The 17,746-nt window shown below is 43.9% G+C and carries 8 protein-coding genes; 5 read left to right on the top strand and 3 right to left on the bottom strand.

The genetic code is table 11. The features are described 5' to 3' along the window. Window positions 1–87 precede the first annotated feature (87 nt). Complete coding sequence (locus tag MA_RS19315) at window positions 88–441, top strand: hypothetical protein (RefSeq protein WP_048065779.1); 354 nt, start codon at window positions 88–90, stop codon at window positions 439–441. Window positions 442–638: 197 nt separating this feature from the next. Here MA_RS19315 and MA_RS19310 read toward each other — a convergent pair whose 3' ends face one another. The 3 genes from MA_RS19310 to MA_RS19300 form a co-directional block, all read right to left on the bottom strand. Beyond that, the gene (locus MA_RS19310) at window positions 639–1,193 is read right to left on the bottom strand and encodes an XTP/dITP diphosphatase (RefSeq protein ID WP_011023613.1); all 555 of its coding nucleotides are present in this window, start codon (window positions 1,191–1,193) and stop codon (window positions 639–641) included. Beyond that, window positions 1,186–2,829, bottom strand: coding sequence for a bifunctional N(6)-L-threonylcarbamoyladenine synthase/serine/threonine protein kinase (locus tag MA_RS19305; protein WP_011023612.1), 1,644 nt, complete (start codon window positions 2,827–2,829; stop codon window positions 1,186–1,188). The genes MA_RS19310 and MA_RS19305 overlap by 8 nt, the downstream gene beginning before the upstream one ends. A gap of 163 nt (window positions 2,830–2,992) precedes the next feature. Then, on the bottom strand, window positions 2,993–6,055 hold the full coding sequence (locus MA_RS19300) for a tetratricopeptide repeat protein (protein ID WP_048065778.1): 3,063 nt from the start codon (window positions 6,053–6,055) through the stop codon (window positions 2,993–2,995). Between the two features lie 1,464 nt (window positions 6,056–7,519). Between MA_RS19300 and MA_RS19295 the strand changes: the two genes are divergently transcribed. The 4 genes from MA_RS19295 (at window position 7,520) to MA_RS28995 (ending at window position 17,354) form a co-directional block, all read left to right on the top strand. Continuing rightward, window positions 7,520–8,647 carry a DUF3344 domain-containing protein gene (locus tag MA_RS19295; RefSeq protein ID WP_226990663.1) on the top strand — a complete coding sequence of 376 codons (1,128 nt, stop codon included), beginning with the start codon at window positions 7,520–7,522 and terminating at the stop codon, window positions 8,645–8,647. Window positions 8,648–8,895: 248 nt separating this feature from the next. Further along, on the top strand, window positions 8,896–9,417 hold the full coding sequence (locus MA_RS19290; RefSeq protein ID WP_048065776.1) for a thioredoxin family protein: 522 nt from the start codon (window positions 8,896–8,898) through the stop codon (window positions 9,415–9,417). 244 nt (window positions 9,418–9,661) lie between these two features. Further along, window positions 9,662–9,946, top strand: coding sequence for a hypothetical protein (locus MA_RS19285; protein ID WP_157860332.1), 285 nt, complete (start codon window positions 9,662–9,664; stop codon window positions 9,944–9,946). Window positions 9,947–11,708: 1,762 nt separating this feature from the next. After that, window positions 11,709–17,354, top strand: coding sequence for a PKD domain-containing protein (locus MA_RS28995; RefSeq protein ID WP_011023607.1), 5,646 nt, complete (start codon window positions 11,709–11,711; stop codon window positions 17,352–17,354). Window positions 17,355–17,746 lie beyond the last annotated feature (392 nt).

Here is a 17,746-nt window from a genome sequence, read left to right as displayed (position 1 = left end):
AACAAAGAATGCGATGAAAATCTGTTATGTATCCCTTTTACTGAGGAGCAGCTTGAGGAAATCAAAAAGTATGCAGCCCTTAATGAAATGGAAGTTGAGGAATTTGTAATAAACGTTTGCCTGACTCACTGTCTCCGGCAAATGGAATATTTCCAGGGGCAGATACCAGAAGCCCCGAAAGTTGGAGGCGTGGCTGCAAAATCGGAAAGCGAGTCAAAAGCCGAGCCAAAGAAAATTGAAATTAAAAGTAAAAAACCTACCTCAAAAGACCTTCTCGACGGGCCTCTGGTCCTGGATCAGCAGTGCATAATGGATTTATTTGCAATTAAACGAGAGTTTGGCCATACTTCAAATAACAAGATCATTACCGTTGCCCTGAAACTGGGTTTGAATCAGCTCAGCGTGGCTCTTGATATGCTCAAACACAAACTGGAAGAATAAAAGAAAAGCGGAAATAAGAAAAGTGGAAAAAAGAAAAGTGGAAAAAAGAAAAGTGGAAAAAAGAAAAGTGGAAAAAAGAAAAGTGGAAAAAAGAAAAGTGGAAAAAAGAAAAGTGGAAAAAAGAAAAGTGGAAAAAAAGTGAGGTTAGTTCAGGTAAGCGGGCCTCTGCAGGTAACTTTCCTGGGGATGCAGGGTTTTTAAGCCTTGCTGGTAAACCATTCCAGGAACTCATCAACAGCCCTGCGTCGGTGGGAAACCTTATTTTTCTCGGTATCCCCCAGTTCCCCGAAGGTCAGGCCCTGGTACTCGAAGATAGGATCATATCCAAAGCCGCCAGTGCCCCGCTCTTCGTATGCGATCTTCCCTTCCACTACTCCGGGGAAAACCAGGGGCTCTTTTCCGGGTTCGCAGTATCCGATTACGGTTTTGAAGTACGCGGTCCTGTCTTCTTCTCCTTCCATCATTTTGAGCACTTTCAGGTTTCCGAGTTTATCTTCCACAAAGCGGGAGTAGGGGCCCGGAAAGCCGTTTAAGGCATTTATGAAGATTCCGGAGTCGTCCACCATCACAGGCATGTTCAGTTTGTTTGCAACATACTGTGCCCCGTGAGCGGCAATCGGTTCGAGTTCATCTTCCTGGAGTTCCGGATACCCGTTTTTCTCCTGGATGACTTCGATTCCGAAAGTTTTGAGGATATCCCTGATTTCGGCAAACTTGCCCTTATTCCCTGTAACAAAGACGATTTTATGCATAGCGAGCCCTCTTTTTTATCTCTTCAACTCGCTTGAGTACATCCTTTGAATCTATAAAAGTACTTCCATACCCTTTTTCAAAGGCTTTGACAAGGGTTTCGTGGCCGCGGTGCGTACTTTCAAAGGTCTGGAAAAGTACATGGACGTCCACTCCTCTGGCTTCCAGGCTTTTGTCAAAGTAGGCAAGCCCGAAGTCGATGAGGTAAAGTCGTTCCCCTGCAAGCAGGAGGTTTGAGGTGGTAAGGTCGCCGTGGACTATCCCCGAACTGTGCAGCCTGCCTACAAGCTCTCCGACTTTTTCCGAAAGCTCGGGGGTTATGAGGTACTTTATGGGGACTCCTTCGATGAACTGCATTTTGAGCTTGAATTCCTCAATGTCATAGATGATCGGCGTGGGCACTCCTGCCCGCCTGGCTTCAGATATCAAACGGGCTTCTGTCCGGTTCCTTTCCCTCCTGATCCTTTCATCTATCTCTTTGTGTCTGTAAAGCTTCGGGACCCTTTCCTTAACAAGCACTTTTTTCCCTTCCGGCCCCTCGTCAAGGTAAATAACAGCTTCAGCTCCGTTGTCCAGCCTTTCTCCTGGGGGCGCCCTGAGGAAAGCCTCGGGAGAGATTTCCGGGACTTTTTTCATCTCTTCTTCTTTTATCCAGGTAACGTTCACGTCATCGGTCCTGAAATTCGGGTTCACCCGCGAATCCTCAAGGGTCAGGGTATTTCCTGACTTATACATCAGGAGCCCGGTGTATGCGATCATCGTCCCGTTGTCGCCCATGAAGCGTTTTTCGGGCACATAGAACTTTGCCCCTCTGGCTTCACACATCTCATTTAACATCTCGCGAAGCCTTGTGTTTGCTCCAACCCCGCCTGCCAGCAGCACTTCATTTTTTCCGGTGTGGGCAAGGGCGCGTTCCGCAACCTCCACAACCATTGCAAAAGCGGTTTCCTGATAGGAGTAGCAGACATCTTCAAGGGAGGCTTTTTTCAGGGCTTCGCTTGAAGCCGTGGAAAGCCCGGAAAAAGAGAGGTCCATCCCCTTAATCACATAAGGAAGAGGGATATATCGTTTTGCGTCTTTTGCGCAGGCTTCGATTTTAGGCCCCCCGGGGTGAGGCAGACCTGCTCTCCGCGCAAACTTGTCAAGGGCGTTCCCAAGCCCGATATCAAGGGTTTCGCCAAAGACCCTGTAGCGCCCTTCCATAAATGAGATGACCTGGGAATTTGCCCCGCTTACATAGAGAACTACAGGATCTCTTGCCGGGGTTCGCCAGATCCCTATTTCTATATGGGCGATGCAGTGGTTGACCCCTATAAGAGGAATGTCCAGGGACAGGGAAAGCATCCTGGCTGCGGTTGCAATGGTCCTCAGGCAGGGCCCGAGCCCGGGTCCCTGTGAAAAAGCTATGCCGTCAAGATCTGAAGGTTCCACTCCTTTTTCTTTTGCTTCTGCAAGGAGTCTTTTGATAACACTTGCTGCATACTTTGCATGGTGCTGGGCGGCTTCTCTGGGGTGGATTCCGCCTACTTCGGGTTTATAGGTCTCCGTGACCTCTGCAATGATCTCGGTCTCGGTCACGATTGCGGCACTCAGGTTCCAGGCAGTGCCTTCGATTCCAAGGATGAATGTGTTTTTCAAGACTTCCGGTCTCCTTCCATTCCTTCTCCTCTACTTGCTGTCACTGCCTTCGATAATATCGGAGGGGGTTATATACATTTGCTTTTCTGCCATCCAAGGTTTTTAATTTCTCCTTCTTTTATGGCTTCACATTCTTTCAGGTTTTTCCCTTCTTTTCCGGATTTCAAAACTTCCCTAGCTTTTTCACACTTTCTTTCATGGGTTCCGGAGAGAACAGGTTTTTTTCAAGTCTTTCCGTAAACTCTTCCAGAACGGATGCGGGGATGTCAAATTCAGGAGGTGGCGGGGTAAACGTTTCAAGCTCAAGTTCTTCTTTTTCCGGCCTGCCGAGCCTGAACGCCGGGAGGAACAGGAGGGTGAACAGAATCAGAATCGAGATCAGATACTCTTCCCCATAAAGTGCCCATAAGGCACTGTTTTCCCCGGCCGGGTAAAAAATCTGGCTTATAACGGATGCAGGCCAGGATATAAGGGGCAGGGTTGAGGCTGCGGGATGGGACAGCAGCAGGCTGAAGACCGATAGGAAAATTAGTCCGAAGCCTGCTTTTTTAAGAGTCTCGTGGGTTCCCGGAGCAAGCCACCACTCCCACCAGGCCGATCCCGGACGACCTGTCCGGATGTTTTTAAGGAGGAGGGATGCAGACTGTTGTACCTTCCGGGAATTTTCGAGCTTCAGGCATTCTTCGAGTCTTTCGGATGCTTTTCGGAAGTAATGGGCCTTGCAGTAAAAAAGGCCCAGGAAGTACAGGGCGTAAGCCTTCAGTTCGTTATCTGCGGGGGTCTGGCAGATGGTCGCCTTTTCGAGTTTTCCGGCAGCTGCAAGGAGCATGTGCCTGAAACGTGCATTGTTTCCCTCAAAAGAAGCCTCTGCATACATGTACCTGGCATATGTATCCCAGAGCAGGAGCCTCTGGTCTTCCGGATCCAGGGCAAGCGCCAGCCCGAAGGACTCAAGAGCGTCTTCATATGCCTGTTCTTCAAGTTCAACCCTGCCTTTCAGGTTCCTTGAAAACGCGTTTTCCGGGGCTTCTGCAATTGAAGCTTCAAGCTCTTTTAAGGCTCCCCTGCTGTTCCCTAGCCTGAAGTAAATTTCTGCAAGCCCGTTCCTGGCATGAATGTTTTTCGGGTTTGCTTCAATTGCTTTCCTGTAAGCCTTCAGGGCCCTATCAAAATCTCCCTGTCTGGCACAGGCAAAGCCCAGCAGGCAGGAGGAAAGATCAGGGCATTTATCCTCTGCTGTGACCCTCTCGAGGACCTCGATAGCCTTCCCAAACTCCTGAAATCTTATCAGGGCAAAGGCTTTCATTACCGCAGCAGGGGTATCTTTCGGATCGAAGATAAGGACCGTATCAAAAGCTTCCAGGGCTTTTTTCCATTCTTCGCAGTGTACAAAAACAAGACCTTTTCCGGAACAGGCGATTTTTCCGTTTCCCGAAAGCTTTCTGGCACTCTCAAATGCTTCTAGGGAGGCTTCATACCTCCCGAGTGCGTCAAGGGCAAAACCTTTCGCGGTCCTGAGCCTTTCCAGCACGGGCTTTTTCTCGGCAGCATCCAGAGTCCAGGACATTTCCGCTTCTCTTTCTTCCCCGGGCTCCCCGGTTTTTTCTGCGCCTACGCTTGCGTAAAAAAGTTCCTCTGCCTGCTCAAACACTTGAAGTGCTTCTTCATATTCCCCGAGACATATGAGGGTAATTCCCAGGCAGGCCAGGGGATAGACATCCCCTGAACTGTATCTCGCTGCCCTGTCAAAAGCTTGAAGTGCTTCTTTATATTCCCCTAGCTCGGCAAAAGCAAGCCCTCTGTATTTCCAGCCTTCAGCCCCTATTTTATCTTCCGGGAGCTTCCCGGACAGCTCAAGGTATTTCTTAAATGCCGCCTGTAGCTTGTTTTCAAGAGTTTTTTCTTCTTCCTTTTGCCGGGCTTTAAGCTTGGAGAGGGCAACTCCGCGGTTGTAGCGGGCAGGCAGGCTTTCGTAATCAAGTGTAAGGAGGCTCTCATAAGCTTCGAGGGCTTCCTGGTACTTCCCGAGCTTGCAGAGCACATTTCCTTTCCCGTTCCAGGCAAAGCCGTTTTCGATGTCAAGCCTCAGAGCTTGCTCAAATGCCTCCAGGGCTCTGGAATAATCTCCAAGCTGATAATAAATTTCCCCGATCCCGCTCATGATGCAGCTGTTTTCAGGTTCGATGGAGAGGGCTTTTTCGTAAGCTTTCATTGCTTCGTAATATTTTCCGAAGGCAAGGAAACAGCTGCCTGTCCCACCCCAGTTTTCGAAATTTTCCGGGTCCTCTTCAAGGTTTTTCCTGAATGAGTCAAGCGCCTGTTGAAAGTTTCCAAGAGCAAGCAGGGTTTTTCCCCGTTTGATCTTTGCCTCGCTAAGAGAACTGTCCATCCAGAGTGAACTTTCAAATGCTTCAAGAGCTTCCTCATACCTCCCCAGGCTTCCGAGTAACTTGCCTTTTTCCATCACGTTTCCTGCATTCATGGGCTCAAGCACAAGGCTTCTTTCAAAAGCTCCAAGTGCTTCTTCTTTTTTCCCGATGCTTTCCATAATTTTTCCCTGAGTTTCCCATGCCTCTGCAGAAGAAGGTTTAAGTTTCAAAGCCTTTTCACTTGCCTTCAAAGCTTCCCTCTTCCTCCCCAGGGAAAGGTATGCTTTTGCCTTACCTTCCCATGCCCCTGCATGCGAGGGTTCCAGCGCCAGGGTCTCTTCAAAGGCTTTAAGAGCTTCTGCACTCTTTCCCAGAATGTAGAGAGACTCCCCCCTGTAATACCAGGCCCCTGGATTTTCGGGATTTATTTCAAGGGCTCCCGAGAGGGCTGAAGCAGCTTCGGTATGCTTCCCGAGCTGGTTTAAGGCAAGCCCGCTGTAGTAAAGAGCTCCTGAATGTTCAGGATCTTTTTCAAGCACCCTCTCGAAAGCCTCAAGAGCTCTCTCGGGAAGGTTCAGGTACCCCAGAGTCAGCCCCTTAAAATAGCGGGCAGAAACATTATCCGGGTCAAAAGCAAGAGCCTTTTCAAAGGCCTCCAGAGCTTCCTCAGGCCGGTCCAGATAACGCAGTATGTTTCCTTTATATTGCCAGGCAATCGTGTCCTGAGGATTTATCTCAAGCAGGGCATCGAAAGCTTCAAGAGCCTTTTCAAAATTTTTCTCTGACTCTATTGGATTTTTCAGGTTCAAAAGGGCAAGGGCTTTACTATACCAGGCTCTGGCGTAAAGAGATTGCATATTCCCCCCGGAGTTCTCTTCTTAAATTATTTGTGTGAAATATATCTGCTCACGGCTATATATATGCCTACCGAAAAGAGTTACTTATTTACTATATTCAAAAATTCCTAGTGCTATGAACGCTATCCCTGTGTATACATTACTACCTTAACTCCACTGAGATACGAAGGAGCTGAAATACCACTCATTATTTTCCTGTGTTCTTTTCTACGTGCCTTGCAGGTTTATTTTCTGTTCTGGAAGGAGTAGTAAGAACGGCAATACGAAAAGTCATATTTATCGCGCCAGCATGCCAGAAACGTTATTTTTTGTGAAGCTAACTGCAACGTTTGGCCTAGCCGCCTGAAACCTTATAATGTTACATGCATCTTCGGTTAAGTAAAGAATCGTGACAAATTGCCTCCATTTCTACGGAACGTATTCTGGCCCTTGAAGGCCCTTGGTCAAAATCCAGTGGCCTGTCAACCGAAAACTGCGGTACTGAATTGTCAACAGCCAATGAAAATTCTCGTTTTTCTTCTGTATTCTCAGCCAGACTGAATCAAAAATAAGGGACTTATTTTGTTTTTCATTGTATTTAATACTTTTGTCAATTTTTGTAATACCATATGTTATTAATTCTTTATTTTATATTATTTAATATTAATATATACTAAAGCAATTTTATACCATCTGTCCTATATTTTTGAATAAAACCACAAATAGATGTCATACATTTACTCATCAATTATATTTGTCTTATTTATAAATAACTTCATATTCTTTAATCAACACTATTTGAATTTTTATAATGATCTTGTTCCTCTTATATTCCCATATATCGGTGCCAGGAACAGTATTTTTTATCAGTATGAGGTTGCTTATGTTAATAAAAAAACTGTCGACCGGTGCCGAACAAAGATCGATTATATTTAAAACTTCTTTTATATATCTATGTTATTTAACTGGATAAATTACTATTTTGTATGATATACTCAATCAAAACAACATATGAGCTATGAAATAACTTTAAATACGTAGCAAAAACAACATAATTATGTCAAAGGGAAGTGGAGTCCAAAAATGAGATAAGTTAAAAAGTCCTGAACCCAATCTGCAAAAATATCGACCGATCAGTCAGGTAAACCAGGATATTGAGAGTGATATTTGACGAGTAATCATCTGAAGCATAAAGAAAAGGTGATTGAATTATTGGACAGAAAGAGCCTGGAAAACGACGATAAAAACTGATTTCCAGACCCTTGCCTAATACCGCTCGACAGTTTCTACCAAAAACAGTCGAGGCTAACCTGGAAAAGGATATAAAATATCCGTTTCTGGGCTATTGTATTATTTCGTGTTCTCTATATATACTTGCTGGAAAGTATCGATCGCCAGCTTCTTAAAATCTTCAGGAAGGACGGAATGATACAATTGATATTTCACAAGATGTGGAAACATATCGCAATAGAAAATCATTATAGAATGGATTTTGAGGAGCATATAATCATGATAAGAAAACCTGATATAAGCTTGCGCATCGGGATGTTTATGCTTGTCCTGTGTGTGGCGCTGGTTTTGACAGTGTTGCCGGCGGCTGCTAGCTATTATGCAGATAACCCGCTGACCGAATATGCACATGGAACAATCACAGGAAACATTAACTATACTTACGGGGACAGTTATTATAGCCCTAAAATGTGGAGTAACGACAACTATGTTTACACAACCAGACTTCCACAAGCAGTAGCAGATGATTCAAATGTGAGCGTAGTTATTGGAAGACTGTATGTGTACTGGACATGGAGTTTTAATGACACTGATCCTAATTCTTCATATGACACGGGAGTTCTCCCTATTATGAATGTAACCTTCAATGATGTGCAACTAACATTAGAGAACAGATCCTATGACCGTAAGGGCTATGGTAATTGGGATTATCCTAGTGGAACCGATTGTTATAATGTCACTTCAGAAATCATCCCATCACTTCCAGAGAATATTGTGAACATAACCAACGCGTATGGTTCTGATAAGAACCAGTCATTCAATATTCAAGCGGTAGGGCTTTTAACACTCACCAATTTTACGAGTGACTGTGAAACTACATACTGGATTTTTGATGGATGTGATATGACATATCTCAATTCGACCGTAACTCCGGCACTAGCAACGAGTTATGTGAATATTTCAGGTGTGAACACTAGCGATATGAGTCATGCAAGTCTAATTACCGCGATCCCGGCTGGAAATACAGAAAACAATACGCTCTATTTTAATGATCAGCCTATAGCGACTGGATTATGGGATGGGAACCCAAGAGATGGCAATTTCTCCTATAATGTAAAAGATATCACCAGCTACATTGAGAATGGCGACAATTCTGTGGGGATACGAAATGGGCTACCCAATAATGACTACACTTACACCGACAAACAGATGCAAGCAGCAAATGTCATTCTTTACTTGCAGGAATGTCATAATAATGGATGCCACTGCTACAGCACAAATCCTTTTAAATTTTGCGTAAAAACTACTAATGGTTGCATCTGTGATTATGCTGATATAGTGTGGAATTGGACGAATCCATTTGCTTCCATTGTGTATTCATAATCCTTAATTGGCTTTACCCGCAGATGAGAAAAGAACGAGTGTGATGGGAGAAACAGCCCGAATAAGGCTGCTCATCTCTCATTTATTTTTAGGGTTATTTATTTAATTTGACGTATTATTCCCATATAAAGCATCATCATTAACCTCATGCCAAATAAGTAGTGAGATGGGTAACTGTAATTTGGAGTGACTGTCTTATTGACAAGGTCCAGTTAAAAAATCAATCGCATTAATAGTAGATGGCTAGCATGAAAAAATTAGTTCTATTAATGATCCTGCTTGCAGTTGTTTTTTTTACAGCTGGCTGCATCGATAATAATTGGGGAAATTCTACAAGCTCTGAGTTAAGTCAGGGAATAAGTACTCCCGTGAAGATAACCCAGCTGGAGCAGATAAATACATCTCTCGAAAAAGGCCCGATCTTTATGAGAATGGGATCTAAATGGTGTCCAGATTGCCGGTCTATGAAACCAATCCTTGAAAAACTTGCAGTAGAATACCAGGGGAATGCCACAATCGCATATATGGATGTGGACCAGAATCCAGAACTTGCAGAATATTTCGGAGCAAAAACCATTCCTGACTCCTTTGTGATCGTGGATATTGAAAATGGAACATACGTATATATGCAAAAGAATGGAAAAATCAGCACGGACAGAAACCAGGCAAGGATTATTGGGTTGAGTGGTGATTCTGAAGATGATGAAAATGTGTTTGAAAGAGTCTTGAATTTTGCCCTTCTTCAGCAGGGGAATAATATATCTCAATGAAAGGGAATATGTGAAAAAATCAGACAGCAGTGTGTGTTGACATGTAATAAAAAAGCTTACGGTATAACATCAGAATAACACATTGTGCTAATCCACATTAGAGAAGCATATCTGTTGAAGTATAGAGGTTGCTAAACACCCAAAGTTAGGTTTACTGAGACTTGTGAACTTTATGGAATATGTATTTTCGGTAGATTATCACTATAGTTAGTATTTTGAAGTCATGCATATAATTCATAAATAGATGGCAAAAGACACTTTAGAAATTAGATATAGATTAATGAAGAGGAGTAGTATGGTCTGTCCTGTGTGTGTGGTTGGAGGAGCTGGGTTAATTCTTAGTAAGATTTTTGGACTCCCTGATGTCGTTGTGGCTTTTGTGACAGGTATGATGTCGACTTCAATGGCATATTGGGGAAATCATATCATAAAGAAAAAATGGAAGAAAATTAGGGGTCAGCTCGTAGCAATCAATATTATAGTAGGAATTTTATGTTTATATTCTCTTAAATTTATCGGGTTTTGGTAAAGCAAAATGCAAGCAGGTAGCGTGCCGATTTTTCTGTAATATTACAAATTTTGAGAGGCTTTGAAGTCAAAAATTCGAGATCAGTAGATTAGTTTCACATACGGTATCTAAAAAATTGACATTACTTCCAACCTGAGATTTTTCATATTTTATACCTAATTTATAAGATTTCTTATCTTAGATTTCTCCCCCTCTTTTCAAAAATAAGGTGAATTTTTGGCTCTTCGCTGTTTTGTGTGGATTGAAAATAATCGCATAGTTATAACGTAGATAGGTCAAAAAGAGAACCATCAATTTTGAATTTGATTTTCGCCAATAAATGTTTCTAAATTTTAGAGATGCTACTCTAATTTTTAGGGAATAAATGTGAGTTATCCACTCGAAACAGCGAAGAACCACCTTGAATGGTCGAGACGAAAGTTAAAGGTTAGGACAATAGTGGAATATCTGAGGTTAAATGGGAATGAGTTGAAGGTAGAGGAGAAATTTTTAGTGAAGTATTGAATTTATACATTCATATCATATAATTATGTATAAATAAAGAGCCTATCCCAAAAACAATGTTATTTCCACATGCAATAAGAGTTTCATAACTACTTTTGTAATCAATAGCTCGATTGATTCTTCCAATATCGAGATTCAACGAAGCGATTTTTGAGTTTTGGGATCAGCTCGAAATTAACCTTGTTTTTTAAAAAGATCTCACTGGCTCTTTGTTGAGAAATTTTCTGCCTGAAATCTATCGATTTTGTACCCAAAGTCTGCCTTAAATTTTGGTCTTTTTACATGTCTATATCCTGTTCCATTCTACAACGCTAGAAATCTTTAGATACAATACAGGATCCAAACTCGAACTGAAAAAAATGAAACCTTTTTTGTAAATTTCCTTTTAAAAAGGAATCGGATTTTTAACGAAAGCAAGGATATGAAGAAAATGGATTATCGGCAGGTTTAGTATTACGAACAAAGATGTTTGTGTTAATAATCATATATATAAAGAATTGATATTCATAATTTTTAGATGAATTTAAGTACATAAGGTCTACTTTCTCTTATTTAATATATCAAAGTTTTGAGAAATGATTCTCTTTAAGAGCTCAGTCTCCAAATTTGGATCATCTCTCTATAGAGAAATGCAACGAAATAACCTGCGTATATTTTCCAATTGTGTATGGTAATTTTCAGGCTCATTGGAGCCAATCGGAATTTACTGAAAATGATAGCTACGGGTTATTTCGTTGCTGGCTCAAACAATGGAATAAATGTTCGGGATGTGATATGAATAAAAAAGAAATGGTAAAAGTTAGAATACTGTGAACTCTTCTTATGTGATTGCCGACCTTAAATAAATTTTATGCAGCAGATCTATCCTTTAATGGTCAAAGATTCCCTTTATCCGGATCAAGCTGTCATAGAATTCAATGGTCCTGTTTTTTCCCGGGATCCAAATTCTAATTTTCAATCCCTGGCTATTTTGACCAGCAGGATCGCCTTTACATCATCCATTCTCCTTTGCGAGGACAAGTTTGGCGGGTCGAAATTAAATGTACATTGGCAGGACTATTCTACTTAACATAATTGTTAGAATACAGAATTTGACTGGACAGAGTCACAGAATTTCGGTAAACGATTGAATAGGCACATAGGCAGCTCTGAGAGTTCACAATTACTATGTAAGCTTTGAAAGAGAGAAAACACAATTTTCAGGTAGAAACGACCTGATAGGGTCTTTCACCTCCTTTTCAAGACGAACAACCCAAAGGTGATTAACATTAGCAATAAATACGTCATCTACATACTTCCAATACTGTTAATCCTGATTTTTGCCAGCACTTCCTCGGCTTTACCCACAGTAGCACACGACACGATTCGAGGTGAGATGTATGTGTCATCCACGGCAAACTGGGATTCCAAATACTCTACAAACAACTTTGACGTACCTAATGGAACCGTTATTTTTGCACGGTACTATGTAGGAGTCTGGGCTTCATCAGATACCAGAGCATCAATATCCACCACATTCAATGGACATGCATTTGAAACTAATCCGTCCTATTATTCTACCGAAATGGGTGTGACCTGGATACCCTACGATGTCGTAGACTACGTACTCCCCGGAGAAACAAATACTGCAACAATAGACTCGGCTTCCTGGGGCGATGGCAGACAGTACGGCAGCACTCTCGTAGTCGTACTGAAGAACGAAAGTAAGCCAGAGATAGAATGCTGGGTTGCAGAAGGCTGTGACTGGCTTCATTACGGAGATTACGTAGGATATGAAGTGGATAATTCTACCACATATTTCAACGGGACCGTGGATCTATCTAATGTGCAGAGTGCAAGTCTTTATTCAACCCACCTTACGGGATATAATTATGAGGATTTTAACGGAAAATCCCTTTCAAGTCCTGCCAATTCGGTAAGTGGTGACTACTTCGATTATATCAGGTGGGACAATATAAAACCTTCTCTTGTAACCGAAAACCAGACAGTTTTAGTTTCAAGAGGAGAAGATTCCTACTGTTCTCCAGTATTCCATGCACTATCAATTGAGTATAAAGCTCCGGATCTCCTGCCAGTAAACCTAACTCCTTTTCTTGTGTCTGCAGACACCGAAAATATTATGACTGCAAACATTGAGAACATTGGCAACAAGAGTTCTCAATCCTTTAATGTATCACTTGTGGTAAATGGTAATGTTGTGGACACTCAACAGGTTTCCGAACTGGCAGCTGGAGATAGTATAACAGTTGAATTCCACTGGAAGCCTGACGGCAGCACCGATGCCTACTCGTTGACCGTGGTCGTGGATCCAGAGAATATAGTAATTGAGTCAGAAGAGAGCAACAACAAGTTTACATCACTGGTTGGAATCACTTCAGCTACCACCCCCGTAGCCAATTTCAGCGCGGACAAGACTTCAGGAGATGTCCCGCTAACGGTTAACTTCACCGACCTCTCAGCGAACTCACCTACCTCATGGGCCTGGGACTTCGAAAACGATGGAATAATTGACAGTACGGAACAGAATCCTTCCTACACATATTCAACCCCTGGTACTTACACGGTCAACCTCACTGCTACCAATGCCGGTGGATCCAATTCCACCGCGAAAGTGGGTTATATCACAGCTTCCACTATCATTCCGGTCGCAGACTTCACAGCCAACAATACCAGTGGTAATATGCCGTTCACTGTGCAATTCACTGACATGTCCACTAACGCACCGACTGAGTGGCTCTGGGACTTTGGAGACAGTGCAAGCAGCACCGAGCAGAACCCGGTACACACCTATACTGCTGCAGGAAAATACACCGTCAAACTCACAGCTGCCAATGTAGCCGGAAACGACAGCGAGGAAAAAACAGACTATATTACCGCCTATATTTCGCCTGTCGCAAACTTCACAGCAACGCCGACCAGTGGAAGTGCGCCACTCGCTGTTTCTTTCACTGACCAGTCAACCAATGCTCCAACTTCATGGGTCTGGGACTTTGGTGATGATACAAGCTCAACTAGCCAGAATCCCACACACACATACTCTGCGTCCGGAACCTACACCGTGATACTCACAGCAACAAACATTGCTGGAACCAACACAACTACAAAAATAGGATATATCACAGTTTCGGATTTCAGGCCCATATGGACATCCAAATCTGAATGGAGCATTAACATTGGAAACGGCGTAATACCATGTTTTGCTGACCTTGATGGAGATGGAGACTATGACCTGCTGAGAGGAGACAGAGCTGGTGTTACGTATGCCTACGAGAACACAGGGAATGCAAGCAATCCGGTATGGGCGGCAAAATCGGAATGGAATTTGCCTGATATAGGAGATTATGCAACTCCATGTTCTGTCGACCTTGATGGAGACGGAGACTACGACCTGATGATAGGAGCCAAATCTGGTGTTACCTATGCCTACGAGAACATAGGAAATGCAAGCAGCCCGGTGTGGTCAAGGAAAACTACATGGGATGTGTCTAATGTAGGAAAGTATACAGCTCCATGTTCTGCAGACCTTGATGGAGACGGAGACTACGACCTGATGATAGGTGAATATTATGGTACTTCGTATGCATATGAAAACACAGGGAATAAAAGCAGCCCAGAGTGGACAACGAAAACTACATGGAATACGCCTGATGTAGGATATACCTCTAGACAAGCTATTGCTGACCTTGACGGCGACGGAGACAATGACCTGCTAATAGGAAATGTTTACGGTTACACGTATGCCTACGAGAATACAGGGACTAAAAGTAGCCCAGTGTGGGCAAAGAAAACTACATGGGATGCGCCTGAGATAAAAAATAATGCGGCACCAGCCCTTGCCGACCTAGATGGAGATGGAGACTATGATCTGTTAATAGGTTGGGCATCTTCAGGCAATTCATATGCTTATGAAAACACCGCCCCTCTGGTAGGATCAAAGCCAGATATCATACCCACTGCCGTTACCCCACCATCTGGAATTGTTGCAAATACACCTTGCACAATAGTTGCCACCATCAACAACTCCGGTACAGGAAATACAGGTACATTTAACGCGACCCTTTCCGTAAACGGCACAGTTGTGGACACACAATCCATATCAGGCATTTCATCGGACAGTAGCGCCTTGGTAAACTTCACATGGACACCGGAAGCAGCAGGTAACTACAGCCTAATAATAACTGCAGACTCGGAAAATGGGATAGCTGAATCGGATGAAGCTAACAATGTACTTACAGTGCTTGTCACAGTGTCGGCAGTATCGGAGTCTCCAGTTGCCAATTTCACTGCTGATGTAACAAGCGGCACTGATCCTCTCACGGTTAACTTCACTGACCAGTCCACAGGCACACCGACCTCTTGGTTCTGGGACTTTGGAGATGGTGTAAACAGCACTGAGCAGAGCCCTGTCCACACCTACACTGCAGAAGGTAACTACAGCGTAAAGCTGACGGTAACCAATGCAGACGGAAGCGATGAGGGGCTTAAGACTGATTACATAACTGTATCGAAGTCCTCAATACCTGTGCCTGAACCCGTTGCTGCTTTCACTGCGGATGTAACGAATGGTAGTGCTCCTCTCACTGTGAATTTCACTGACCAGTCCACAAATTCCCCCACTTCGTGGCTCTGGGATTTTGGGGATGGAGCAAACTCTACGGAACAGAACCCGGTACACACCTATTCTACTGAAGGAACCTATTCTGTCAACCTCACAGTTACGAATGAAGATGGAAGCGATTCCGAGCTGAAGACAGATTACATAACCGTAACTCAAGCGGGTCAAGTGGCAACGAACGACCTTAGCATCTCAGGAATTGTCAACACCGTTCCGGCTTCTGCGGTCTTTGCCAGGGAAACAAATCCTGTGAAAGTTCTCAATGTCCAAAACACAGGAACTGCTACCCTTAGTAATATTTCGATAGCTGTGTATGCAAGCGACGTATCCAGTGGAACAGTTCCCGTAGATACGACAACGATTGCGTCCCTTGCTGGCGATGCAACGACTACTGTAACCCTGATCGACCCCACTATCCGTGACCTTGAAGGCGGCACCGTGACCTACACTGCCGTTGTCGACCCGGACAACCTTATCGCTGAAACGGATGAGACAAACAACAACAAGAGCAGTTCGGCTAAACCTCTCAGGTACAATGGGTATAAGGGCAAAGGCATCTACTGGGAAGGCGGAAGCAATATCACTACCATGCATACCTTTGATCTCCAGGGGAACCTTTTGTATTCCACGCAGCCTGATTCTGCTTACCAACCCGTAGGATGGGAGAGCAGGACCGAAACCTGGACTGCAAGTGACCTTCCGGTCCCGGACGGCTCCACCATAGAAAAGGCCTTCCTCTATGTTGCCTACAACTGGGACCAGACGCCCGGTGGATATCCGTGGTTGAATATTAACTTCAACGGAAACGCCCTTGATAACGGAAACATCTCAACAGGAAATGGAACCATCTACAGAGACTGGAGCAATTTTGGAGCATATGCTGATTATGAATACGGGCTCTGTGTCTACGATGTAACCGACAAGTTTAGCTCTGCAGGAAACAGCCTTGTCATGACACCTGTTGGTGAAAACAAAAACGCACTGTATCCGAGCACTCTTGTTGTGGTCTACGGAAACGATAATGAAACCCGAAAGCAGATCTTCATCAATGAGGAATGCGATGAACTGGCTTATTCCCTGACAGGTTACGGGACCACGCCTGAAGAGGCTACTGCGTACGCTCCTTTCACCGGCATGTTCATTGACGTGGAAAAGGTCCAGAATGCTACGCTTTACAGTTTCGCAGGAAGTGCGGGACCCGAGGAAGGAAACCTTCTTTTCAACGGAAACATAGTGGCAACCAATGCATGGCAGGGAAGTTCAAATTCAGGAAGCCCTCTGGTCTTTGACGTGAAGAGCTATCTCAATGAAGCTGGTAACGAGGCGGGTATACAGGGTACAGCGAGCGGAGGTATGGACGCTCTTCAGCAGATCCTTGTCGTTGAATATCCGGAAGAAACTGTAGCTGCACCAGTCGCTAACTTCAGCGCAAATGTAACTGAAGGTGAAGCTCCTCTGCCTGTCCAGTTCACGGACCAATCCACAGGTACACCGACCTCGTGGTTCTGGGACTTCGGAGATGGAGCAAACTCGACGGAACAGAATCCAGTGCACACCTATTCTGCAGCAGGTAACTATACCGTAAATCTGACTGTAGAGAATGCTGCCGGAACTGATTTTGAGGTGAAATCGGATTACATAGAAGTTACCGAAGCTTCTGGATCAACCGTTACTCTCTATTTCGATCCGGCAAGTTCCTCAGTTTCAGAAAACGAATCCACTGAGATAAATCTTGTTGCAAGCAACTTCCCTGCAGGCCTTTCAGGCTACAACCTGACCGTTTCTATCGACGATCCGGCCATTGCCGAAATAGTCGATATAGAGTACCCTTCCTGGGCTCTGATTACTCAGAACTCTACCCTGCCCGGGACTTCTATCTACATGAAGACTGTTGACCTGGAAGATTCCGTTAAGGAAGGGGCAGCAGATGTTGTGCTCGCTACTATCAAGGTTTCTGGAAAGGAGAAAGGATCTGCGAACCTTTCGATCGGGGTTAAACGTCTGGAGGAAGATTCCGGAGACCCTATCGAACCAGCTCTCCTAACAGGGACAATTGAAGTGACTCTCCTTAGTCCTCTGCCGGACCAGGAATATGCCCCTAAAGACCTTGACGGAGACGGACTCTATGAAGACCTTACCGGAAACGGAGAGTTCAGTTTCGTGGATATAGTGGCGTACTTCCACAACATGGACTGGATAGAGGAAAATATGCCGGTGGAGTACTTCGACTTCAACGGGAATGGGAGGATAGACTTTGATGATGTAGTGGATATGTTTGCAATGATATGATTAAGGAGAAAAAAATGAAAAAACATGGGAAAATTTGATAAAATGGAAGGGAATTGAGATAAATTTTTCTCAAATTTCCCACAACTTTTTCTTTCATTTATTTCCAAATATGGCTATACGGGTCAGAACCTGGGGAGTTTGAATCCAGGTTGTTTTTCTCAAAAAAAGCAGATGAAATTCTCCGAATTATACTTTTGGATACTATTCACAAATAGATACGGATTTTTTTCTCTACCTGAAACTCCTCACCTGCGTACATTTACAGGCGAGGAATTCTCAGAGTCGAATGCATCGCAGACATTTAGGAGGCGTGTCTGTTCTGTTGTCTTTCGGATGTTTTTGGCAAGAACTATGTATGTTGAGCAGATATTTAATACTTTTGATAATTTTCA

The sequence above is a fragment of the Methanosarcina acetivorans C2A genome, assembly GCF_000007345.1.
Lineage (GTDB): Archaea > Halobacteriota > Methanosarcinia > Methanosarcinales > Methanosarcinaceae > Methanosarcina > Methanosarcina acetivorans.
This window is presented reverse-complemented; position numbering and strand designations above follow the sequence as displayed.

Bases quoted from the DNA above. Each gene is read 5' to 3' on its own strand.
- MA_RS19290 (WP_048065776.1), top strand. From the start codon at position 8,896: ATGAAAAAATTAGTTCTATTAATGATCCTGCTTGCAGTTGTTTTTTTT.
- MA_RS19300 (WP_048065778.1), bottom strand. From the start codon at position 6,055: ATGCAATCTCTTTACGCCAGAGCCTGGTATAGTAAAGCCCTTGCCCTT.
- MA_RS19315 (WP_048065779.1), top strand. From the start codon at position 88: ATGGAAGTTGAGGAATTTGTAATAAACGTTTGCCTGACTCACTGTCTC.
- MA_RS19295 (WP_226990663.1), top strand. From the start codon at position 7,520: ATGGATTTTGAGGAGCATATAATCATGATAAGAAAACCTGATATAAGC.
- MA_RS19310 (WP_011023613.1), bottom strand. From the start codon at position 1,193: ATGCATAAAATCGTCTTTGTTACAGGGAATAAGGGCAAGTTTGCCGAA.
- MA_RS19285 (WP_157860332.1), top strand. From the start codon at position 9,662: ATGGCAAAAGACACTTTAGAAATTAGATATAGATTAATGAAGAGGAGT.